The sequence below is a fragment of the Parafrankia colletiae genome (assembly GCF_001854655.1).
Taxonomy (GTDB): domain Bacteria; phylum Actinomycetota; class Actinomycetes; order Frankiales; family Frankiaceae; genus Parafrankia; species Parafrankia colletiae.
This window is the reverse complement of sequence record NZ_MBLM01000036.1, coordinates 38,689-59,117: the sequence shown is the minus strand read 5'-3', so window position 1 is coordinate 59,117 and position 20,429 is coordinate 38,689. Positions and strand designations below refer to the sequence as shown.

Annotated in this window: 18 protein-coding genes and 1 pseudogene; 11 read left to right on the top strand and 8 right to left on the bottom strand. The window is 72.1% G+C overall.

Annotated elements, in window-relative coordinates; all coding sequences use genetic code 11:
- Positions 1-61: 61 nt before the first annotated feature.
- Complete coding sequence (locus CC117_RS05965; protein ID WP_071082740.1) at positions 62-1,501, bottom strand: MmgE/PrpD family protein; 1,440 nt, start codon at positions 1,499-1,501, stop codon at positions 62-64.
- An 800-nt stretch (positions 1,502-2,301) separates the two neighbouring features.
- Between CC117_RS05965 and CC117_RS05960 the strand changes: the two genes are divergently transcribed.
- Complete coding sequence (locus CC117_RS05960; RefSeq protein WP_157905359.1) at positions 2,302-2,853, top strand: GNAT family N-acetyltransferase; 552 nt, start codon at positions 2,302-2,304, stop codon at positions 2,851-2,853.
- 60 nt (positions 2,854-2,913) lie between these two features.
- Here CC117_RS05960 and CC117_RS05955 read toward each other — a convergent pair whose 3' ends face one another.
- Positions 2,914-3,588, bottom strand: a complete 675-nt coding sequence (locus CC117_RS05955; protein ID WP_071082863.1) for an LON peptidase substrate-binding domain-containing protein — start codon at positions 3,586-3,588, stop codon at positions 2,914-2,916.
- A 150-nt stretch (positions 3,589-3,738) separates the two neighbouring features.
- Here CC117_RS05955 and CC117_RS05950 point away from each other — a divergent pair, with 150 nt between their 5' ends.
- Positions 3,739-4,089 (top strand): hypothetical protein, encoded by a 351-nt coding sequence (locus tag CC117_RS05950; RefSeq protein ID WP_071082738.1) that lies wholly within the window; start codon positions 3,739-3,741, stop codon positions 4,087-4,089.
- A gap of 30 nt (positions 4,090-4,119) precedes the next feature.
- Here CC117_RS05950 and CC117_RS05945 read toward each other — a convergent pair whose 3' ends face one another.
- Positions 4,120-6,387 (bottom strand): hypothetical protein, encoded by a 2,268-nt coding sequence (locus CC117_RS05945; protein WP_071082737.1) that lies wholly within the window; start codon positions 6,385-6,387, stop codon positions 4,120-4,122.
- Positions 6,388-6,561: 174 nt separating this feature from the next.
- On the bottom strand, positions 6,562-6,783 hold the full coding sequence (locus CC117_RS05940; RefSeq protein WP_018635054.1) for a hypothetical protein: 222 nt from the start codon (positions 6,781-6,783) through the stop codon (positions 6,562-6,564).
- 163 nt (positions 6,784-6,946) lie between these two features.
- Here CC117_RS05940 and CC117_RS05935 point away from each other — a divergent pair, with 163 nt between their 5' ends.
- The 4 genes from CC117_RS05935 to CC117_RS40045 all read left to right on the top strand — a co-directional run bounded on the left by CC117_RS05935 (position 6,947) and on the right by CC117_RS40045 (position 11,218).
- The gene (locus tag CC117_RS05935) at positions 6,947-7,918 is read left to right on the top strand and encodes a Nif3-like dinuclear metal center hexameric protein (RefSeq protein WP_071082736.1); all 972 of its coding nucleotides are present in this window, start codon (positions 6,947-6,949) and stop codon (positions 7,916-7,918) included.
- A gap of 11 nt (positions 7,919-7,929) precedes the next feature.
- The gene (locus CC117_RS05930; protein ID WP_071082735.1) at positions 7,930-8,673 is read left to right on the top strand and encodes a zinc ribbon domain-containing protein; all 744 of its coding nucleotides are present in this window, start codon (positions 7,930-7,932) and stop codon (positions 8,671-8,673) included.
- Between the two features lie 112 nt (positions 8,674-8,785).
- Positions 8,786-9,922, top strand: a complete 1,137-nt coding sequence (locus CC117_RS05925) for a bifunctional RNase H/acid phosphatase (protein WP_071082734.1) — start codon at positions 8,786-8,788, stop codon at positions 9,920-9,922.
- A gap of 270 nt (positions 9,923-10,192) precedes the next feature.
- A complete protein-coding gene (locus CC117_RS40045) occupies positions 10,193-11,218 on the top strand; it encodes a hypothetical protein (RefSeq protein WP_071082733.1) in 1,026 nt (341 codons plus the stop codon).
- A gap of 72 nt (positions 11,219-11,290) precedes the next feature.
- Here CC117_RS40045 and CC117_RS40040 read toward each other — a convergent pair.
- Positions 11,291-11,944: pseudogene (locus CC117_RS40040) on the bottom strand (PP2C family protein-serine/threonine phosphatase); the annotation flags it as partial.
- 576 nt (positions 11,945-12,520) lie between these two features.
- Here CC117_RS40040 and CC117_RS05915 point away from each other — a divergent pair.
- From CC117_RS05915 to CC117_RS05895, 5 genes are all read left to right on the top strand, one after another.
- Complete coding sequence (locus CC117_RS05915) at positions 12,521-13,237, top strand: DNA alkylation repair protein (protein ID WP_407673481.1); 717 nt, start codon at positions 12,521-12,523, stop codon at positions 13,235-13,237.
- Positions 13,238-13,391: 154 nt separating this feature from the next.
- Entirely contained in the window at positions 13,392-13,898 is a 507-nt protein-coding gene (locus CC117_RS05910) for a DUF2617 family protein (RefSeq protein WP_071082732.1), read from the top strand.
- Positions 13,895-14,350 carry a DUF4247 domain-containing protein gene (locus CC117_RS05905; RefSeq protein ID WP_084131615.1) on the top strand — a complete coding sequence of 152 codons (456 nt, stop codon included), beginning with the start codon at positions 13,895-13,897 and terminating at the stop codon, positions 14,348-14,350. Before CC117_RS05910 ends, CC117_RS05905 begins: the two co-directional genes overlap by 4 nt.
- 75 nt (positions 14,351-14,425) lie before the next feature.
- The gene (locus CC117_RS05900) at positions 14,426-14,869 is read left to right on the top strand and encodes a DUF350 domain-containing protein (RefSeq protein WP_071082731.1); all 444 of its coding nucleotides are present in this window, start codon (positions 14,426-14,428) and stop codon (positions 14,867-14,869) included.
- A 74-nt stretch (positions 14,870-14,943) separates the two neighbouring features.
- Positions 14,944-16,518, top strand: coding sequence for a polyamine aminopropyltransferase (locus CC117_RS05895; RefSeq protein ID WP_071082860.1), 1,575 nt, complete (start codon positions 14,944-14,946; stop codon positions 16,516-16,518).
- Positions 16,519-16,694: 176 nt separating this feature from the next.
- Here CC117_RS05895 and CC117_RS05890 read toward each other — a convergent pair whose 3' ends face one another.
- The 3 genes from CC117_RS05890 to CC117_RS05880 form a co-directional block, all read right to left on the bottom strand.
- Positions 16,695-18,248 (bottom strand): ABC transporter substrate-binding protein, encoded by a 1,554-nt coding sequence (locus CC117_RS05890; protein WP_084131613.1) that lies wholly within the window; start codon positions 18,246-18,248, stop codon positions 16,695-16,697.
- Positions 18,249-18,302: 54 nt separating this feature from the next.
- A complete protein-coding gene (locus CC117_RS05885; protein WP_071082730.1) occupies positions 18,303-19,034 on the bottom strand; it encodes an AraC family transcriptional regulator in 732 nt (243 codons plus the stop codon).
- 210 nt (positions 19,035-19,244) lie between these two features.
- Positions 19,245-20,429, bottom strand: coding sequence for an amidohydrolase family protein (locus CC117_RS05880; protein ID WP_071082729.1), 1,185 nt, complete (start codon positions 20,427-20,429; stop codon positions 19,245-19,247).

The window sequence follows — 20,429 nt, the reverse complement described above, 5'->3', positions numbered from 1 at the left end:
GACTCGACGGGTTGTGACAGAACAGGCGTGGACGTCTGCCGCCGACCACCGACAGCTCGCGTCAGGCGGCGTGCCGGGGAGGGTCGAAGATCTGGAGGAGTTCCTCGACGTCGTCCAGCTCGTCGACGGCCTGGGAGATCCGAACCAGGCGGTCGATGTCGACTGTGGGCAGGGCATCCGCCCACTTGTCACGCAGATCGTCCCAACCGATGGGATCTCCCGTGCTGTGACCTTTGGGCTGGTTGACCCGCTCCGAAAGCCTCGAGCCGTCGCGCATCACGAAGGTCACCCGGGCACCGCGGCCGTTCGGCTGCTCGGCGTCCAGCTCGGGGTCGGGCCGAAGATCGATGCGTCCCCTCATCGCCTGGAAGGCGGGGTCCGACAGAAGGAGCGGAAAGGGGCTCTCCCGCAACCGGTGCCCGCCCTGCACGATCGCCGCGCCAAGCATGTCCTGAAGGCAGATGTTGTGCATGGCGCGGTTGTCGACCACCCGGAGCGCATGGGTGGGCATTCCGACCTCGACCGCGTCGATCTCGGCCGGCTGGATTCGGTGGTCGTGCAGCACCGTCATCGCTGCCTCGACCGCCGCGTGGATCGGGTAGCCCGCGTTGATGAACTTGAAGTTCGCGCCCATCACGGCGTGGTCGTGGCCGAGCCCGTCGATCAGCGAACTTGCGGCGTCGTCGAGGCCCCACGCCGCGAGCAGACCGTTCTCCGCGCCGAGCACGTCCTCGCATCCTTCCAGCCCGGCATTCGCCATCAGCGCGGCCGAAACGCCGGCGAAGGCGTACTGGCCGTTGCAGAACGACTTGCTGATGTGCCGCCGCTCCTGGAAGAGCGCGACCAGACCGTTGGCCTGGAAGGTCGCGAGCGCCATCGCGTCGGCGTACGCTTTCGGGCCGAGGTCGAGCACGCGGCACGCCGCGACGGTGGCACCGATCGTGTGCAGAAAGTCCGCGTGCAGGTGAAGGCGTGACTTGACCCCGAAGACCCCGCCGCACGCGCGGATGAGCCGGTTGCCGATCTCGTAGCCGAGAACGACGGCATTGAGCAGAGCGTCGCCCGTCGCCCGTCGGTGCTCGGCAATCGCCGCCACGGCGTGGACGATTGTCGCCCCGGGATGCCCACCGACGACATGAGCGCCGTCGACCTCGTCGGCGTGTCCGGCCGTGCCGTTCGCGAGAGCCGCGTAGGGCGCGGTTGTGCGGTGCTCGGTTCCGAGAACGCGGCACGTCCCGGCTCCGCCCATCGGGACCGCGTAGCCGGTGGCGAGCTTCCCCGGTGTCCGGGTCTGTCCGAAGGCCGCGCAGGCAAGCTCATCCATGATGATGAGACGCCCACGCTCCCGAACGTCGGCGGGTAAGGCGTCGACCGACGTCGAGGCGGCGTACTCCGCGATGATTCCTGTGATGTTCACCGGGCCGGTGCCCCTGGTCTCGTTCGTCTCGAACCGGTCGGTCGCGCCCGCGCTCGCGGTGACGCGGGTTCTGTCGGTGAGCATGTGACTCCTTCGTTCTCGCTCGTGACTCGACTCTCGAGGTCGAGGTCGGAAAGCCTGAGCTCGTCAGGGGGAGTACGAGTGCACCCGTCGATGTCAGGACGCACCCTCGAACGCTGCGGAACGACCGGTGGTAACAGCGGGACCGCGCGTGCCGGCCGGGGGGAGAGGACCGTCGAGGATATGTGAATGAGCCTTCTGCGCCGCGATGTCAACCGCGTCGGCGGGCCAGTCGCACGGAACCAGCTCGGGCCAGGCTGCGATCGGCCGGCCTGCTTCGAGGCGGGGAATGTGCCGACGCCACCATTGTCGGCTGCTGTTGGTCCCAGAAATCTCACCGATGTTGTTGCGATGATCCTGGGTTCTGGGCGGGAGAGCGGTCTGAAGCTGCGTGGCGAGCCGCTCCGGCTACCCGATTCTGGTGACGATGGTGCGGGCCCCTCCTCTTCCGGTGTTCGTATATCCGATATGTAGTTCGTAATCGGGACGCGATGCGAGACGCTACCAAGGTCGTGGTGGACGGTCAAGGGTTCTTGTGATCACCGGGCGCCGCGTCATCGGCCTTTGTCCGCCGTGCCGCCAGGCGCTACGTGGAGTGCTGTGAAGGGCGTCAACCTTCGCGTCCCAGCTGCTCGACGGAGGGCGGGCACGGAATCCGCTGCCATGGCCCGTTTCGCAAAGGCGCATAAAACGGGGCATGTCGAGCGGGCGGGCCGGAGTGTCCTGGGCGAGCAGGAACGGTCGGCGAGGAGATCCCGAAAACCGGGTGGTCGGRCCGGGGTCGTAGATCGGAGTAWGGCGGGGTGAGTGAGCTCCGGACAGGCCGGCTGGTGTTGCGGCCGGTGGCGAGAACGGACGAAGTGGCGCTGCGGGCGCTCTGGAACCAGCCGGACGTGCGTCGGTTCCTGTTCGACGGCAGGCCGGTGACGGCAGAGCAGATCGCCGGGCTCGTGGGGGACAGCATCGCGGCGATGGCGGCGCACGGCTGGGGGCTGTGGGTTCTGCTCGAGCCACGGGACGAGGACGAGGACTCCGCACGGCTGGTCGGGGCGGCCGGGTCGGTGGCGTGGTCCGGCGGTGCCGGGGTCGAGCTGTGGTGCAGCCTCGATCCGGCGTGCTGGGGGCAGGGGTTTGCCCGGGAGGCGGCCGCTGCGATCCTCGACCACGCGTTCGGCCCGGTCGGGCTGGGGGAGGTGCTGGTGGAGGTCGACGAGGAAAACGCCGCGTCGCTGCGGCTGGTGCACTGGCTCGGGGCGGCCGAGATCGGTGTCCGCCCGGGCGACCTCGGCCCGCTGCGGGTGTTCCGGCTGAGCCCCGGGCACGGACGCCCGCGCCTCGGCGGCGGCCTGGTCTGACCGCTCCGGTCAGGTGACCGCTCGGGTCAGGTGACGGCTCGGGTCAGGTGACGGCTCAAGTCAGTTGGAGCTGGGGGTGATGCGGTTCAGTTCGCTGGAGCCCACGGTGGTGATCCGCTCGAGCAGGCCCAGTTCGCGGCGGAGAAGGGCGCGTTCGGCACGCAGCCTGGTCGCCGCGTCCGGGGCGGCGAGCAGTTCCTGGCGCTCGGCGAGGTCGTTCGCCACCGCTGCCGCGATGAGGTAGGACAGCGCGATCGGGTCGGTCGGCATGTCGGGGAGCCTGATCTCGACCGTGCCGCTGGCGGTGAGGCGCTCGGTGTACTCACGCATCAGCCGGGTGACGACCGCCGCGTGGTTCGCCGCGGCGGCCTCGTCCCCGGGAACGTCGTCCAGGAACTCGACGTCTCCGACCAGGTAGGGCCGGCTGTCGCTGTCGACGGAGCCGATCCGGAACCGGGGCCCGCCGACGGTGACGACGGAGAACTTCCCGTCCGGCTGGGCCTCGATGCGGCGTACCAGCGCCGTGCAGCCGATGTCGTAGGTCTGGGGGACCGCCGGACCGACCTCCCGCCCGCGCCGGATCGCGACCACCCCGAACCGGCGGGTCTCCGTCTCGGGGATTTCGAGCAGTTCGCGGACCAGGACCCGGTAGCGTTCCTCGAAGATCTGCAGTGGCATCAGCAGACCGGGCAGCAGGACAGTACCGAGCGGAAACAGGGGCAGGCGCTCACCCATGATCTCCCTCACCCCCATATACCGCAGCATCACCGGCCCGTGGACGGGCCCGCATGGTCCCAGCCTGTCCTGTACCGGCCGCCGCGTCCATCCGCACTCGGACGCGGCGGGTGTCGTGCCTGCTGCGGGCCGAGAACAGGAGGACATCCGATGAGTGATCGGGGTCAGCAGGACGGCGGGTGGGGCCCGCCCCACGAGCTGCTCGTCGTCCTGGACGGGGACACCGCTGTGGCCTCGGCGGCGCTGGAGCGGGTGGCCGGGTGGGGGCAGGTGACCTCGCGGCTGGAACCGCGGCTCGCCCTGGTTCTGCTGCCCGCAGAGCGGATCGGGGACGCCTGCGGTGTCCCCGGCGTCGCCGGTGTCTTCGAGGAGGAGGTGCCGGAGGCGCTGCTCGGCACGCTCCGCCTCGAGGAGCAGCTGTTCGTGGGTGGCTGGCAGGCTCGCGGACGCCCGAAGCCGTCCCGCCGCCGCGACGGCGAGCCCTGGGACGCCCCGACCTGAGAGGCTGGACGTCCCGGACCTGAGAAGCTGTCAGAACACGCGCTGCGGTGCCGACCAGACCGCTGCCGCGCCCGACCGGGTGAGCAGGTGGAGACGGTTGCCGACCCGGGCCAGCACCTCCAGGTTGCCGCTGTAGTTGCTCTGGATCAGCGAGACGGCGTCCACGTGGCCGAGCTGGGCGGCGAACGGTCGCGGGCCGCTCCAGACCGGCTGGGCCGGGTTGTTGTCCCGGAAGTAGTGGATCAGCCCGGTGCCGGCGGACGGCACGACCACCTCGAAGTTGCGTACCCCGCAGTACTGGGCCTGGATCAGCACCGGGTTGCCGGAGACGCCCTCGGCGAAGGTCTGGCCCGTGCGCCAGACGGCGTCCTGGCCGCGGGTGAGGTGGACCAGTCGGGTGCCGACCAGCGCGACGGCCTCGAGCAGGCCCGCGCCGCCGCCGAACGTCCCGTGGATCAGGCTCACCGCGTCGACCCGCCCGAGATTCGCCCCGAACAGCCGGGGCGTGCTCCACGGGTAGCCCGCCACGTCGTGGTCGCGCCACAGATGGAAGATACCGACGTCCGCCGCGGGTGCCAGCAGCTCGAAGTTGCCTCTGACCCCCAGCCGGCTCTGGACCAGCGACGGCACGCCGCCGACGCCCTGGGCGAGCTGGACGGGCGGGCGCCACTGGTAGGCACCGGTGCTGTCCCGCCACAGGAAGAACAGCCGCGGGCCGACCCGGACGACCGTCTCCAGCGGCCCCGGGTTCGCCAGGGTGCTCTGGACCATGGTGACCGCGTCGACCCTGCCGAGGGCCTGCGCGGTCTGCCACGGGTCGCGCCAGGGCGCGCCGGTGGCGTCGTTGTCCCGCCAGACGTGGGTGAGCCCGGAGAAGGCCGACGGCACGACGGCGTCGAAGTTGCCCCGCAGGCCGAGCCCGCGGGACTGGATCAGCACCGGGTTGCCACCGACCCCGTGGCCCCAGCCGAGGTGGGACGGCGTGTAGCGGCACAGCGCGAAGGTGTTGGCCCGCATCAGGCACTCGACCGGCGCCGGCGCGCATCCGTCGCAGTTGCCGTTGGGGGTGCCGTAGCGGCCCCAGCTGCCGCCGCAGTCGCAGCCGGCGCCCGCGTACTCGTCCGGGGCGCCGAAGATGTGCCCGGTCTCGTGGGCGAAGACCCGGTCGATGTTGTCGGGGCCCCACCCGTCGGCGTCGGCGGCGAGCACCATGCGCGGGCCGCCGACCGACGCGTAGGCGAAGTGGCCGAGTGGGTACTTGGTGATGAACGCGCAGTATGCCCACCGGGTGCCCAGCCGCGCGCGCAGCGCCTCGACGTAGTCGTAGACGCCGTCGAAGTTCGGCGCGTAGCCCAGCCGGCTCATCGCCGGGTTGCGCCACACCGACTCGAGGTCGGTGGCACCCGGGTTGGCGGGGGTGGGGAGCTGGACGATCTGGATGTCGTAGCTGAACGTCAGCTCGGCGGCGGGGTTCTGGGTCGCGTACCAGGACAGCCCGTTCTGCACCTCGGCGACGATCTTGGTGCGTTCCGCGGCGGTCATCCGCAGGGCGGGTGTCGGGCCCTCGACGAGGATCAGGCCGACCGCGACCGAGCCCTCCAGGTATCCGCTGAGGGAACTGACCGGCAGGGTCGGCAGCGGCGCCGGGGCGGCGCCGGACCCGTTGCCGTCGCTGTCCGCCAGCAGGCCGTTGGCCAGGGCGCGGACCGGGGTCGGGGTCGGGGTCGCGGTCTCGCCCGCGCCTCGCGGCGGTGCGATGTCGGTGCAGGGGTGGGCCATGTCCCACGGCGCCGCGTCCCGCGGGCGGGACCGCTTGCGGCGGCGGTAGCCCTCGCTGGCGCGCAGGCGGAACGCCTCCACCCCCAGGGACTCGGTGCGGTTCAGGCCGCCGGGCAGGCTGTGCGTGGAGACGATCGTCCCGTCGCCGGGGGCGAGGTCGGCGGAGATCCCGCGCAGTGCCTGCGTCACCGCGGAGTCCACCGGGCGGCCCAGGACACGGACACGGCCGTAGCGGTGGACGGTCCGCTCGCCGTGCTGGGCACGGGTCGGCGCCGGGGTCGCGGTGCTGCGGCGGACTCCCCAGACCGGCAGGTCGTCCGGCGCCAGGTCGATGACCTGCGGCTCGGGCTCGCTGCTCGGGACGGGTCGGTCCGCGGCGTCCGGAGTGCCGCCGCCGGGCTGCGCCTGGGCCGCCGGCAGCTCGGGGGTGCCGGGCGGACCGGGCCGGGCGTCCGTCTCGGGACCGAGATCATCGAGTGTGATGAGGATCCGTTCGTCGGCCGGTACGTCCCCCGCCATGGGAAATCAGGTGTCCTTTCGTAGAGGATGCTTTGCGAGGTTGTATCGCGTTGCGCCGACGTTGTTGTCGGATTTCGCCTTTTGGCAGCACTAACCGCCGGCCGGGCGACGGCCGGACCCGTGGTGTCCGCTCTGTCGGCGGTGTCCGTTGTGTCTGTGACGTTGGCCGGGGCGCTACCGCGGCAGCTGCTGGCCCGGGTTGAAGGTCGGCGGCGCGGGCGGGGCGGGCGTCCCCTGCTGCCACGAGGTGCCGACAGCGAGCCGCTCCGGTGCCGCCATGGCATCGGCGACCTTGCCCATCAGTGCCTCGACAAGCCGGACGGCCTGCGGCGTCGCCAGGTTCAGGACGATCTCCGAATCCCCGGCGATCTGAAACCGCACCGATACGTCAGCCATGCTCCGAACCCCTTCTCGTCGGGGTGGTAACCCCGTGCGGACGTCCTACGCCAGGGGTGACGTTACGGGTCAGGTCAGGACGAAGTGACGGCGCCTCGTCCGAGGGCAGCGGTGTGGTCACCGGTCGACACCGCCGACCGGCCGCCCGGGTAAGGTCGCGGGGATGACCTCCCTTGTGGCGACGGTCCGTGACTGCGTCTCCGTGCTCGAAGCCTGCTACCCGCCTGCGTGGGCGGAGTCGTGGGACGCGGTGGGCCTGTCGGTCGGCGACCCGGACACCCCCGTGCGCGACGTGCTGTTCGCGGTCGACCCGACCCCCGACGTCGCCGCCGAGGCCGCGGCCGGGGCCCAGTTGCTGGTGACCCACCACCCGCTCTTCCTGCGCGGGGCCCACTCCGTCGCCGAGACGGCGGCCGGCGGGCGGGTCGTGGGCACGCTGGTCCGCGCCGGGGTGGCGCTGTTCACCGCGCACACGAACGCGGACGTGGCCGACCCGGGGGTCAGCGACGCCCTGGCGGCGGCGATCGGCCTGCGGGAGGTGCGGCCGCTGCCGCAGAACGTCGGGCGGGCCGAGGCCCGGGCCCGGGGCCGCACCGACGCCGGCACCGAATGCCGCGGGCTCGGGCGGATAGGTGTCCTGCCGGCGCCCGAACCACTGTCGGCGTTCTGCGAGCGGGTGGCGCGGGCGCTGCCGGCGACCGCGGGCGGGGTACGCGCCACCGGCGGCCCCGACATCCCGGTGCGCCGGGTCGCTGTCTGCGGCGGGTCGGGTGGCGAGCTCGCCGGCGCAGCCGCGGCGGCCGGGGCGGACGTCCTGCTCACCGCGGACGGCCGGCACCACCACACCCTGGACGCTGTCGCGGACCATCGGCTGGTCATCGTCGACGTCGCCCACTGGGCCAGCGAGTGGCCCTGGCTGGCCGGCGCCGCCGACCGGCTGCGCGCGGGCCTCGCCGCCCGGGGACGTACCGTGAACACCCTGGTGTCGACCCATGTCACAGACCCCTGGCGCCTGCACGTGAGCGCCACCACGACCAGCCCGGGTGCCGACGCGGAGTACGTCGACGCGGAGTACGCCGCGCGCCCGTCCGATCCGCCCCACGCGCCCGGCGCGCGTACAGAAGAAAGGCTCTAGGCACGGAGTCCATGAAGGCTGACCCGGCAACACAGCTTCGCCTCCTCGACCTCCAGGCGCTGGACACGGCGCTTGACCGGCTCGCCGCGCGGCGGCGCTCCCTCCCGGAGCTCGCCACGATCGCCGAGCGGTCGGCGGCCCTGGAGAGTCTCGACACGGACATCGTCCGGGTACGGACGGAGATCGCCGACATCGCCCGTGCCCAGCAGAAGCTGGAGAACGAGATCGAGCTGGTCCGCTCCCGCGCCGAGCGCGACCGCGCCCGGCTCGAGTCCGGTCAGGTCGGCAACCCGCGTGAGCTGGAGAACCTGCAGGCCGAGCTGGCGTCGCTGGCCCGCCGCCAGGGTGTGCTTGAGGACGACGCCCTGGAGCGTATGGAGGCCRTGGACGCGCTGGAGACCCGCCTGGCCGGCCTCGTCGGCGATCAGGAGAAGATCACCGGCGAGCGGCAGGCAGCTGAGGAGCGCCGGGACGAGCAGTTCGGCGAGATCGACGCCGAGGCGGTGAAGCGGCGCACCGAGCGGGAGTCGCTGGCGCCGGCCCTGCCCGAGCCGCTGGTCGTCCTGTACGAGCGGATCCGCGGCTCCTCTGGCGGGGTGGGCGCCGCGTCGCTGGTCCGGCGCCGTTGCCAGGGGTGCCATCTGGAGCTCTCCGGTGGCGACCTGCGCGCGGTCGCGGCCGCGCCCGCCGACGAGGTGGTGCGCTGCGAGGAGTGCCGCCGCATCCTGGTCCGGACGGCCGAATCCGGCCTGTGACCGTGGGCCACACCCGCCCGCTGTCCACACCGCCGAACGGCCGGTAAAGTCACGCATCCCCCCCGCGGAGGCGGGTACCTCTGCGGGCCGGACGAGCGAGGGGAGTGGCGGCATGAGCGCTGGGCGCAGACTGGTCGTCGAGGCTGACGGAGGCTCCCGGGGTAATCCCGGGCCTGCCGGGTACGGCGCGCTCGTCCGGGACGCCGGCTCCGGCGAGGTGCTCGCGGAGCGCGCCGGCTCGATCGGCACGGCCACGAACAACGTCGCCGAGTACGAGGGCCTGCTCGCCGGCCTGCGCGCCGCGGCGGACGTCGACCCCGGTGCCGACGTCGAGGTCCGGATGGACTCGAAGCTCGTCGTCGAGCAGATGAGCGGGCGCTGGAAGGTGAAGCACCCGTCGATGCGGCCGCTGGCCGCGGAGGCGTCCGGGCTCGCGTCGCGGTTCGGCCGGGTCCGGTTCGTCTGGGTGCCGCGGGCCCGCAACGGGCACGCCGACCGGCTGGCGAACGAGGCCATGGATGCGGCCGCCGCCGGCCGCACCTGGGAGCCCAGCATCCCGCAGTCGCCGGATCCGGTGCCCCACCAGGCACCGACCACCAACCGGCTGTCCGGCTGGATGGCTCCGCCCGCGCCGCCGACCACGACCGTCCTGCTCCGCCACGGCCAGACCCCGATGTCGGTGGAGAAGCGGTTCAGCGGCAACGTCGAGGCGGCCCTCACCGACACCGGCCTGCACCAGGTGGCGGCCGCCGCCGACCGGCTGCGCGACGAGCCGTTCGACGCGGTCATCAGCTCGCCGCTCAAGCGCGCCCGGCAGACCGCCGACGCACTCGGCCGCGACTATCTCATCGACGAGGACCTGCGGGAGGCCGACTTCGGCGTCTGGGAGGGTCTCACCTTCGCCGAGGTCCGGGAGCGCTTCCCGGACGAGCTCAACGCCTGGCTGGCCGACCCGGCGGTTCCCCCGCCGGGAGGTGAGAGCCTGCTGGGCACCGTCGCCCGGGTCACCGCCGCCCGRAACCGCATCCTGGCCCGGTACCCCGCCGGGCGGGTTCTGATCGTCTCGCACGTCACGCCGATCAAGGCCCTCACCCAGCTGGCGCTCGCCGCGGAGCCGGCCGTCCTCTACCGCCTGCACCTCGACCTGGTGTCGATCACCACGGTCGACTGGTACTCCGACGGCCCCGCGGTGCTGCGCGGCTTCAACGACACCCACCACGTGGCGCACCTCGTCACCGCGGGCGAGTAGCCCGCCAGCTCCTCCCACCCGCAACGGTGTAGCCCGCACATTGCGCACTGGTTGTGTTTGCGTGGTGGAAAACGGGCCGCGGGCGGGGTGAACGGACACCCCTGCCCGCGGAAACCGTCGCCGGCTCGTGTCCGGCAGTGGCATCGGAGGGTGACGGAGCCGTCCCGGTGGCCCCAGGATTCGGGACATGCGCGGAGTACGGGGCCGGTCGACGGCGCCACCTCGAAGGCAGCTGCCACCCTCCGCTGTGCCACGCGGAGGACACCAGGCATGGATGCCAGTTCCCGGCGGCGGCTGCTGGCCGCCGGTGCCCTGCTCCCCCTCGACCTTCTCGGCGCGGGTGAGCTGCCAGGCCCGGGCGGCGGCGCGGTGAGCCCGTCACCGGACCTTCTCGGCCACCTCGACGACCGGGTGGCGCGGATCACCGCCGACTACGAGCGCACCCCGATCGCCGTCACCGCCGCCCGGCTGCGGCGCCACCTGCCCGTGGTGCGCTCCCTGCTGGCACGGGACTCCCTGCCGCCCGCCACCCGGCTGCGGCTGCACCAGGTGGTCGGCCGGCTCGCGGCCCTGTGGGCCACGACCCGCCACGACACCGGGGACACCACCGGTGCCGCGGCCGCGTTCGGTGAGGCCTACCAGCACGCCGCCGAGGCCGGCGACGCGACGCTGATGTGCTGGATCCGGCTGTGGCAGTCGTCCCTGGCCCGCAAGGCCGGACGTCCGGCGGACGCGGTCGAGCTCGCCGCCGCCGGGCGCGCACTCGTCGGCCCCGGGACCCCCTCGGCGGCGCGGGCGGCCGCCATCGAGGCACGCGCCCACGGTGCACTCGGTGCCCGCTGGGGAGTCCACGAAGCCGTCGGCCGGGCCTGGAACATCGTCGGTTCGCTGACCGCGGACCAGCACGGCGAGCCTGGCTTCTCGATCGACACACTGCACGTGCTGACCCTCTCCGAGCTGTCAGCAGCCGCCTACGTCGAGCTCGGGATGTCGGGGGCGGCGAGTGTCTACACCGACGCGGCCATCCACCATCTCGACCTGGCGGGCGTCACCGGCCTGCGGTCCATGGCCCGGATCGCGGCGGCCACCGCCGCCGCCAGGCGCAGCGATCTGGACCATGCGATCGACCTCGTCGACGAGGCCCTCACCATCTCCCGCGACCGGCCGAGCTCCGTCATCGCCGGGCGGGCCCGGCGCTTCGTCGGCGAGGCCCGCGGCTACGTCGGCTGGCACGCCGCCCTGGACGACCTCGACGACCGCCTCCGAATCTGGCACGCCCCGCGTCTCACCCCGTGACCCGCCCAGGCCGCCGCGGCCGACCTGGCCGACCTGGCCCAGTTGGCCGACCTGGCCGACACGCTCCACGGCCACCATCGCGACATCGTCGTCGAGGGAACCCTCGGTCCAGTCCGCGAGTGCGTCGACCAGGACCGCCAGCGACTCGGGCAGCTCCCTGCCGGCGGCGAACGCAGCCTGCACCGCCGGGCGGAGCGGGAAGAACTGCCGGGTCGCCGGGTGGCGGGCCTCGGCGAGGCCGTCGGTGTAGAACAGCACCCGGTCGGACTGGCCGAGCTGCACCCGGGTCGGGTCCGGGCAGCAGCCCAGGCCCAGGGGGAGATCCCGGGCGGGAGGACACAGGGCTTCCACCCGGCCCCGGCGCACCCGCAGCGGATCGGGATGGCCGGCGTTGAACAGCTGCATCCACCCGGCCTCGTCGACCTGGGCGACGACCGCCGTGACGAAGTCCGCCATGCCGGAGTCCGGCTCGTCGCCCTCGAACCCCGCAACCTCGCGGTCCAGGGCCACGATCAGGGAACCGGGGTCGTCCAGCCGCCCGGCCAGCGCGCGGAAGGTGCCCAACACACGACTGGTGAGCCGGACCGCCCCCAGGCCCTTGCCCCGTACGTCCCCCACGATCAGCCGCACCCCCCACGGGCCGTCCACCACCTCGTACAGGTCTCCGCCGACCCGCGCCTCCACCGCCGCGCTCCGGTAGGCGGCCGCGAACCGCAGGCCGTGCATGGTCTCGGGGACGGTGCCGAGAATCGCGCGCTGGGCGACCTCCGCGACCCGCACAAGCTCGGTCATCCGGCGGTTGCGGGCCTGCCGGGCCCGACTGACGCCGACCGCGACGACCCCCGCGAGCGCGATGCCGACGAGTCGGATGAGCCTGGCGCTCGGCCCGCCGCCCGCCCCCGGGTCCGTCACCCCGTCCGAGACTGCCAGCGCACCCGCTCCAGCCAGGGCGGCGACGGCGTAGATCCCGGTCAGCCGCGGACCGGCGAAGCTGGCGGCCAGCAGCGGAGCTCCCATGACCAGGGCGATGATGACGAAGTCGGGTCCGCCCACGGCATCGACGACGCACACCACGAGAATGATCACGAGTGGTCCGAGCGTCGCGGCCGAGCGGGCGCACCGCCCCGGCGGCGCACGGCGCGGACGGCGGCACCACTGCGCATCCGGCACCAGGCGTCGACCCACATGTCCCCCATACCCAGCGCCTCGTGGGCGAGGCACCGCGCGCGGGGCGGAGGCGGTCCGGAGCGGTTCGGGCAGGGAGGCGGAAGACTGTCGGTGGTGGCGGGCACCATGCCGTCCATGGAGCGTGACGAGATGGCCGCAGGGAAGGCCGACGGCTGGCTGGTGGCGGCGGTGCGGGGAGCACTCGCCGACGCGGCCGACCCGGCGAAGGCGCCGGCCATGCAGGCGTACATGAAGTCCGACATGCCGTACCGGGGCGTGCCCAAGCCCGTGCGGGAACGGGTGCTACGTCCCGTCCTCGCCGCGCGGACCCTGCCCGACCAGGCCGGCTGGGCCGCGACCGTCCTGGATCTGTGGCGGGGTGCGGAGTACCGCGAGGAGCGGTATGCGGCGGTCGACCTGACCGGCCACCGTGCCTATCGCTCCTACCAGCGAGCAGAGACGCTGGACCTCTACGAGGAAATGATCACGACCGGCGCCTGGTGGGACCACGTCGACGAGATCGCCTCCCGCCGGGTCGGGCCGCTGCTCGCCGCCGACCCCGCCGCGATCCGTCCCGTGATGCTGCGCTGGAGCCGCGACGGCGACCGGTGGCGGCGGCGGGCGTCGATCATCTGCCAGCTGTCCTTCAAAGCGGCGACAGACCTCGAGCTGCTGTACGCCTGCATCGACGCCAACCTCGACGACCGGGACTTCTTCCTCCGCAAGGCCATCGGCTGGGCGCTGCGCCAGTACGCCTGGACGGACCCGGCGGAGGTCCGCCGCTTCGTCGCCGCTCGCGGAGACGCCCTGTCACCCCTGTCCCGCCGCGAGGCGCTGAAGAACATCGGCTGACTTTCCTTACCTGCGGAAAGTGAACAGTACGTCCGGTATGTTCTTGCCAGCCAATTCCCCGGCCGGAAAGGACCCAGGTGGCCGACCTCCGCTGCGCTCCGGTCCGGCCGGTCCATCCGGTTTATCCGGTTCACCGCAGCGCGGTCCTGGTCCGGTGACCGCGCTCGAGCTGGCGGTCGTGCCCCGTGATGTCCGCGCCGCCTCCCTCGGGCTGCTGCTCGGGGCCTCGATCCCGGCATCGCTGGCCAGCGTCGRGCTGCACGCGCCGCACGGCAGACTGACCTTGGCCGTCCTGGGCGCCTCGCATGCGGTGAGTGCCTCGGCGGGTACCCGCCGGTTGACGGAAGAGGTGTCCTGCGACGCCGTCGCGGCCGGCGGCTGCCCGCTGCCGACGCGGGCGGAGGAGGACGGCTACACCCTGCGGGCGCAGGTGCGTACCGTCGATCTCCGCGAGCTCGACACGCTCGCGGAGAGTCTGCGGGCCCGGGCGGCCGGAAGATCCGACTGGCTGTGCGCCGCCTTCCCCGGCGATGAACGGGCGGTGACTGCCCTGACCGGCGCGCCGACGCCGCACGGCTGGCAGTGGCGCACCTGGCATCTCTACCCGGGCTCCCGCACGCACGAGATCGTGACCACGCACAGCCGCTGGGAGCCGCGATGACCGCCGCCCATGCCGCCCATGCCGCCCATGCCGCCCGTGCCGCCCGCGCGTTCGGCCTCCCTGTCGTGCTTCCGGTCGCGCTCGTCGTCGCGGTGCTCCCCGCCTGCGGCAGCGACAACGACGCCAGGGGCTGGGTCGCCGACCGCTACCGCCGCACCGGCGCGCAGGGCGACATCGAGCGCTACACCTCCGCCGATCCGGTCGGCCGGACCGCCGCGGCCATCGCCGCCGGGGCGACGCCGGCCGCCCGGACCACCGACAAGGGCAGCGAGTACCTCCGCTACGCCGACGACATCGTGATCGTCAGCGCGGCGGCCGTCGGCGCCGGCAGCATCGTCCGGGTGGAGGACCTCGACGACCGGTTCAACCAGGGCCAGTACGCGTTCCTCGGCAGCGGGTTCACCCCCGGCTCGCCGGCCGACAGCGACGGCGGCCCCGGCGATGGGAAGTGATCCGGGGCGGGATGGCCGTCCCCCGGCCGGTCAGCAGCGTCCCCCCGTCCCCCCGCACCTCACCGGGAGAGCCTCGTGACCTTCGGCAGCCTGGACGCCGGTGACCTCGGCGAGGGCATCGTCGCCACCCTGCTCTACTTCCTGGTCGGCGCCGGCGTCCTCGCGCTGGGCTTCCTGGTCCTCGACATGCTCACGCCCGGCAGCCTGCGCCGGCAGGTCTATGTCGACCGCCGTCCGAACGCCACCGTCCTGCTGGTGGGGAACCATCTCTCGCTGACGCTCATCGTCGCCACGGCCATCCTGACCAGCTCGGACTCGCTGGCTCAGGGCCTCGTCGACTCGGCGGTCTACGGCCTCATCGGTGTCGCGCTGCACGCGCTCGCGCTCCGCGTGCTCGACGCTGTCGTGCCCGGGCACCTGCGCGCGATCGTCAACGAGCCGACCCTCAGCCCGGCGGCGTGGGCGGTCGCCGCCAGCCTGCTCGCGATCGGCGCGGTCAACGCCGCCGCGCTCTCCTGACACCGCGGCTGCCCGTGGCAGTGGACACCCCCAGGACCACCCCGACGGACAATCGGTCGGACGTCCTGGCGGACATTCCGACGGCGCCAGCGGCGCCAGCGGGGGAGTCGGGGGCCGGTCCGCTGCCCGTGCGGGCCCGCCCACTCCTGCTGGCCGCGGTCGCGGTCTGCGCCGCCTGCGGCCTGGTGTACGAGCTGGTCCTGCTCACCCTTTCGGCCAGCCTCGCCGGCGGCGGTATCACCCAGACGTCGCTGATCGTCGCCGGTTTCGTCGCCGCCCTCGGCGCCGGTGCGCTGCTGGTCAAGCCATTCCTCGGTAACGCGGCCGCCGCCTTCGTCGCCGTCGAGACCCTGCTCGGCGTCCTCGGCGGGCTCAGCGCCGTCACCCTCTACGTGGCCTTCAGCTTCTACGCGACCAGCGGGCCGGTGCTCGTCCTCGGCACCGCGTTGCTCGGCATGCTCGTCGGCGCCGAACTGCCACTGCTCGTCACCCTCCTGCAGACCGGCCGGACGGACATGGACGCCCAGGGCAGCGGCCGGCTGCTCGCCGATCTCAACGCGGCCGACTACGCCGGTGCCCTCGTCGGCGGGCTGGTCTGGCCCTTCGTCCTGCTCCCCGCCGCCGGCATGATCCGCGGAGCCGCACTGACCGGGCTGGTCAACCTGGCCGCCGCGAGCGTGGTCGCCGCGCTGCTGCTGCGACGGTGGCTGACCCGGCGTGCCCTCGCCACCGCGCTCGTCGCGCTCCTGTCCGCCGCCACGCTGCTCGGCACGCTGCTGCTGCGCGCCCGTGACATCGAGACCGACGCCCGCCAGCGCCTGTACGCGGATCCGATCATCGTTGCCACCCGGTCGGCGTACCAGGAGATCGTCGTGACCCGCCGCGGCGGCGACCTGCGCCTCTATCTCGACGGTGACCTGCAGTTCTCCAGCGCCGACGAACACCGCTACACCGAGTCGCTCGTCGCCCCCGCGCTCGCCCGTGACCCGGCACGTGTCCTGGTCCTCGGCGGCGGCGACGGGCTCGCCGCCCGCGAACTGCTGCGCCACCCCACCGTCCGCCAGGTGGTGCAGGTCGAGCTGGACCCACAGGTGATCACAGTCGCCCGGACGACCTTCGCCCGGCTCAACCGCGGCGCGCTCGACGACCCCAGGGTCCAGGTGGTGGTGGCCGACGCCTTCCGCTGGCTGCGCGGCCCGCCGCCGGAGCCGTTCGACGCCGTGGTCGTGGACATGCCCGACCCGGACACCCCGGCGCTCGGCCGGCTCTACTCCCAGGAGTTCTACGGCCTGGTGCGGGCGGTCCTCGCGCCCGGCGGCCTGCTCACCGTCCAGGCCGGCAGCCCGTACGCGACCCCGAACGGCTACTGGCGCACCGTGAGCACCGTCGGTGCCGCCGGCCTGGCGACCACGCCGTACCACGTGGACGTCCCCAGCTTCGGGGACTGGGGCTTCGTGCTGGCGACCACCGACCGGACGCCGCCACCACTCGTCCTCTCCGCACGGGCCGCCCCGGCCCGTTTCCTCAGCCCGGCCATGCTCACCGCCGCCGGTGTCTTCCCACCCGACCGCGCGCCCCGCACGCTCGCCCCCTCCACCCTCGACCGCCCACGCATCGTCGACGACCTGCGCAGCGGCTACCAGCGGTAGGGCACGTCGACCTGGGTGCAGAGCCGGTCTCCCGCAGGGAGGCCGAAACACCGTCACTCGGCGCGAACGTGGGCAGGAGCGCGGACGCCGGCACAGACCGCGGTGCTGGTACGGGGCGAAGTGCGAGGGCGGGGCGCGAGGGCGGGGCGCGGACGTGCCCGGTACGGCCCCGGCTGTCAGTCGTTCATCCACAGCTGGTCGGGCAGCAGAGACCCGAGACCGTACTGCTTCAGGCCGGAGACCCTGGCGTGCGCGACGGCCCCGGGGGTCGTGCGCATGAGGAAGACCGCCGGAACCAGGTCGGCCAGCTGCCTCTGCACGGTGCCGTAGGCAGCCCGGCGGTCCGCCTCGGAGCTGGCGGACGCACCGGTCCGCAGGGCTCGGTCCAGGTCCGGGTCGGCGACGCCGGACAGGTTCGCCAGGGAGTTTCCGGCGAAGACGGTCGCCAGTCGCGGCTCGGGATCGATGAAGATGGCGGTCGAGGTGGCCGCGTCGAAGTCATGGGTAGTGCGTAGCGCGGCGAGTTCGGCGACCTCGATCGTACGGATCTCGACCTTCACGTTCCGGAATCTGCTGAGCTGGGCCTGGACGTTCTCCGCGGTGAGCCGGTTCTCCGAGGTCGGGACGTTGGTGTAGGTGAAGGTAAGTGGTTTTCCCGCGGCGGCCAGCTCGTCGAACAGGCGCTGGGCGGCCGGCCGGTCCGTCCTGCGCAGCACGGTGTCCGAGTAGAAGGGCGAGCTCTTCGTGAACAGCGTGGTGGCCGGCTCCGCGGCGCCGTTGTAGACCGCGAGGTTCAGGTCGTCCATGTCGAGGGCGAGGGCGAGGGCCCGCCGGGCGCGGATGTCGTCGAACGGTGGCCGGCGGCTGTTGAGCGCGATGAGCGTTCCGCCGGACAGGGGCATCACGGCGGTGGTCAGGCCGGCGTCCCTGGCCTTGCCGAGGTTGACCGGGCTCGACTCGATGGCCAGGTCCGCGCCGCCGGTGACCACCGTGTTCAGTCGCTGCGTGGCGTCGGGTACCGCGCGCAGCGTGAGGCTGGCCAGATACGGTCGGGGCTGGTCCCAGTAGCGGGGATTTCTGGTCAGCTCCAGGGTGCTGTTGCGCGTCCAGCTGCGCAGGGTGAACGGCCCCGCGCCGATCGGCCTGGCGTCGAAGGCCTCCCGCCCCGCCCGCAGGGCGGCCGGCGAGGCGATCCAGTTCAGTGTCGAGGTCAGAATCGATTCGGCGTACTTCGGCGACGGAGACGCCAGGCTGACGCTCAGCGTCGTGGCGTCCACCACCTCCGAGGAGGTGATCAACGAGGCCTCCGCGCGCGCGGTGGAGCCGGTGGTCGGGTCCTTGGCGCGGTCCCAGTTGAACCGCACGGCCTCGGCGTTCAGCGGGGTGCCGTCCGAGAACACCAGACCGGGCCGCAGCTTCAGGGTGAACGTGGCACCGCCGTCGGTGGTCGTGAACGACTCGGTCATCGAGGACCGCACCACACCGGTCTCGTCGGCTCGCAGCAGAGTTCCGTACAGCGCGTTGCCCACAAGGGCGCCGACCGTGAAGGCGTTGCCGAGGACGACCGGGTCCAGGGTGCGTACGTCGTTGATGAGGATGATCCGTGCGTGGCCACCGGACACCGGTGCCCCGGAGGGGGAGGCGGAGTCGGAGGCCGGGCCGGAACTGCCACCGCAGGCGCCGAGGAGGAGAGCGGTGGCGCAGACGGCGGCAGCGACGAGTAATCGCATTCTGTGCATGGGGACTCCGAGAGCTTCGTGGGGCCGGCCGAGGCGCGTCCGAGCTCAGTGGATACGGGTGCGAACGCGCTGACGATAGGTGCTGGGCGCCTCACCCGCGTAGCGGGTGAACGCCCGGGTGAAGGCGCTGACGCTCTGGAAGCCGACAGCGACGGCGATGTCGATCACGTTCAGTTTGTCGCCGTCCTGCGCGAGCATGGCCATCGCCCGCAGGAGGCGGCTCTCCAGGAGGTACTGCCGCCAGGACATTCCGGTCGCGGTGTGGAACGCCCGGCGCAGCGACCGTTCCGAGGTGCCCACCGCGGCACACAACCTGGGCAGGGTGACCTCGGCGAGGTGTTCGTTGGTGTAATCCATGGCCGCAGCCACCAGCGAATCGCTGGBGGTCGGCAGACACAGTGGGGTCTCGTGTTCGAGCCATTCGACGACGAGATAGGCGAGGGTATCGAAGAAGGAATCGGCCATGGGATCCTGCCGGGTCCGGGTGATCGGCCACCGTTTGCCGTACAGAACCATCTCCCGGATCACCGGCGCGGCGGCCAGAACGCGTACGCGGTCGCCTCCCGGCACGTTCATCGCCGGGTCGAAGAAGACCGAGACGGCCTTGACGTTCGTCCAGGTGCTCGAATGTGACGTGCCGGCGGGAATCCAGACGGCCTGCTGGGGAGGCAGGAGGTAACGGGCGGTCGCGGTCTCGACCTGGATGATTCCTTCCAGTGCGTATTCCAGCTGGTGCAGGTCGTGCAGATGCCATCCGGTGACGACTTCGTCTCCCACCTCCTTGGCCCAGGTACCGGCCCGGACGGCGGGAGTGTCTCCGTCTTCGCCCCGGGTCCTGGCGCTCCAGACGGGTAAATGCAGGTGGGGATTTCCTGTGGGGATCATGATGTGACGTTAGTGCAGATCCTCACTCCGGCAAAGTCTTGACATGTGTCCGGTGGGCGGATTGTGTACCGGCCGGTTGGTGGTGGTGGTAAGACCCCGACATCAGCGCCCGGCCGTCTCCCACCACGACGCCGGCGGCCTCTCGATTCGGTAGAGCTTCTCGGCGTTGTCCCACAGGATTTTGCGGCGGGCGCCCGCGTCGATGTGGCCTAGGCCGGAGGAAATGGTCTCCTGGATGTTCTCGAACAGGCAGGTGACATGCGGGAAGTCGGTCTCGAACATCACGTTGTCGATCGGCACGAGATCGAGGAAGTGCTTCGGTGCGACGGATTCGAACCAGTAGGTGACGTAGACGCTCTGGCGGAACAGCTCCGACGGCAGCACGTCCCCCTTCTGGCGTTCCCGGCCAGGTCTGAACGCGCCCAGCCAGCTGTAGTCGGTGGCTTCCAGCATGAACGGCAGCCAGCCGATTCCGCTTTCGACCGAGACGAACTTCAGCTCGGGGTGGCGGGAGAGCACACCGGAGGTGATGAGATCGGAGCACTGGACGCCGTTCTTCATGAACAGGCTGACCGCGGTGTAGGCCTGGGCGCCTTCGGCCCGGTGCGTCGCGTAGCGTTCCGGCGTGGACAGCTCGAGGGTGTCGCCGGCGCTRCCGATGTGGAAGTGGATGGGCAGCCCCGTCTCGCGGGCCACCTCCCACAGCGGGTCCCAGTGCGCCGCGCCGAGCACCGGCAGCCCGTAGCGCTGTGGCTCTCCGGTGAACAGGATGCCGCGTGCGCCCAGCGGAGCGCACCGCTCGATCTCCCGGACGGTCTGTCGGATGTCCCAGAAGGGGGTGGCGACCACCGGCAGCAGCCGGCGCGAGTCAGCCGCGGACCATTCCAGCAGGAAGTCGTTGTAGGCCGAGACGCACAGCAGTTTCAGGCTGTCGTCCTTCAGCTTCAGGAAGTTCTCGCTGCCGAATCCGCCGACGTTCGGATAGAGGACCTGTGCCCAGATTCCGGCCGCATCCATGTAGCGCAGCCGGGCGTCGGCCTGGTAGGCCGCCGGATGGCAGTCCTCGTAGGTCTGCGGATAGTCGGGTGGGAAGGTCGGCCAGCCGGCGACAGCCGTCGCGCCGACCGGTGCCAGCCGTTCACCGCCCAGCACCCAGGTGTCGGCCGTTCCCTGCCGCACCACGAACGGAACGTCCTCACGGTATTTCCGCGGTACCCGGGCGGTCCACACGTCCGGTGGTTCGGTGATGTGGCTGTCCGCATCGATGATCAGTTCTGGGGTGGGCAT

What these genes read in the sequence shown, in the direction of transcription:
- CC117_RS05955 (WP_071082863.1), bottom strand. Translation starts at nt 3,588, where the DNA reads ATGGGTGAGCGCCTGCCCCTGTTTCCGCTCGGTACTGTCCTGCTGCCC.
- CC117_RS05965 (WP_071082740.1), bottom strand. Translation starts at nt 1,501, where the DNA reads ATGCTCACCGACAGAACCCGCGTCACCGCGAGCGCGGGCGCGACCGAC.
- CC117_RS40045 (WP_071082733.1), top strand. Translation starts at nt 10,193, where the DNA reads ATGGATGCCAGTTCCCGGCGGCGGCTGCTGGCCGCCGGTGCCCTGCTC.
- CC117_RS05940 (WP_018635054.1), bottom strand. Translation starts at nt 6,783, where the DNA reads ATGGCTGACGTATCGGTGCGGTTTCAGATCGCCGGGGATTCGGAGATC.
- CC117_RS05935 (WP_071082736.1), top strand. Translation starts at nt 6,947, where the DNA reads ATGACCTCCCTTGTGGCGACGGTCCGTGACTGCGTCTCCGTGCTCGAA.
- CC117_RS05905 (WP_084131615.1), top strand. Translation starts at nt 13,895, where the DNA reads ATGACCGCCGCCCATGCCGCCCATGCCGCCCATGCCGCCCGTGCCGCC.
- CC117_RS05915 (WP_407673481.1), top strand. Translation starts at nt 12,521, where the DNA reads ATGGAGCGTGACGAGATGGCCGCAGGGAAGGCCGACGGCTGGCTGGTG.
- CC117_RS05890 (WP_084131613.1), bottom strand. Translation starts at nt 18,248, where the DNA reads ATGCGATTACTCGTCGCTGCCGCCGTCTGCGCCACCGCTCTCCTCCTC.
- CC117_RS05950 (WP_071082738.1), top strand. Translation starts at nt 3,739, where the DNA reads ATGAGTGATCGGGGTCAGCAGGACGGCGGGTGGGGCCCGCCCCACGAG.
- CC117_RS05945 (WP_071082737.1), bottom strand. Translation starts at nt 6,387, where the DNA reads ATGGCGGGGGACGTACCGGCCGACGAACGGATCCTCATCACACTCGAT.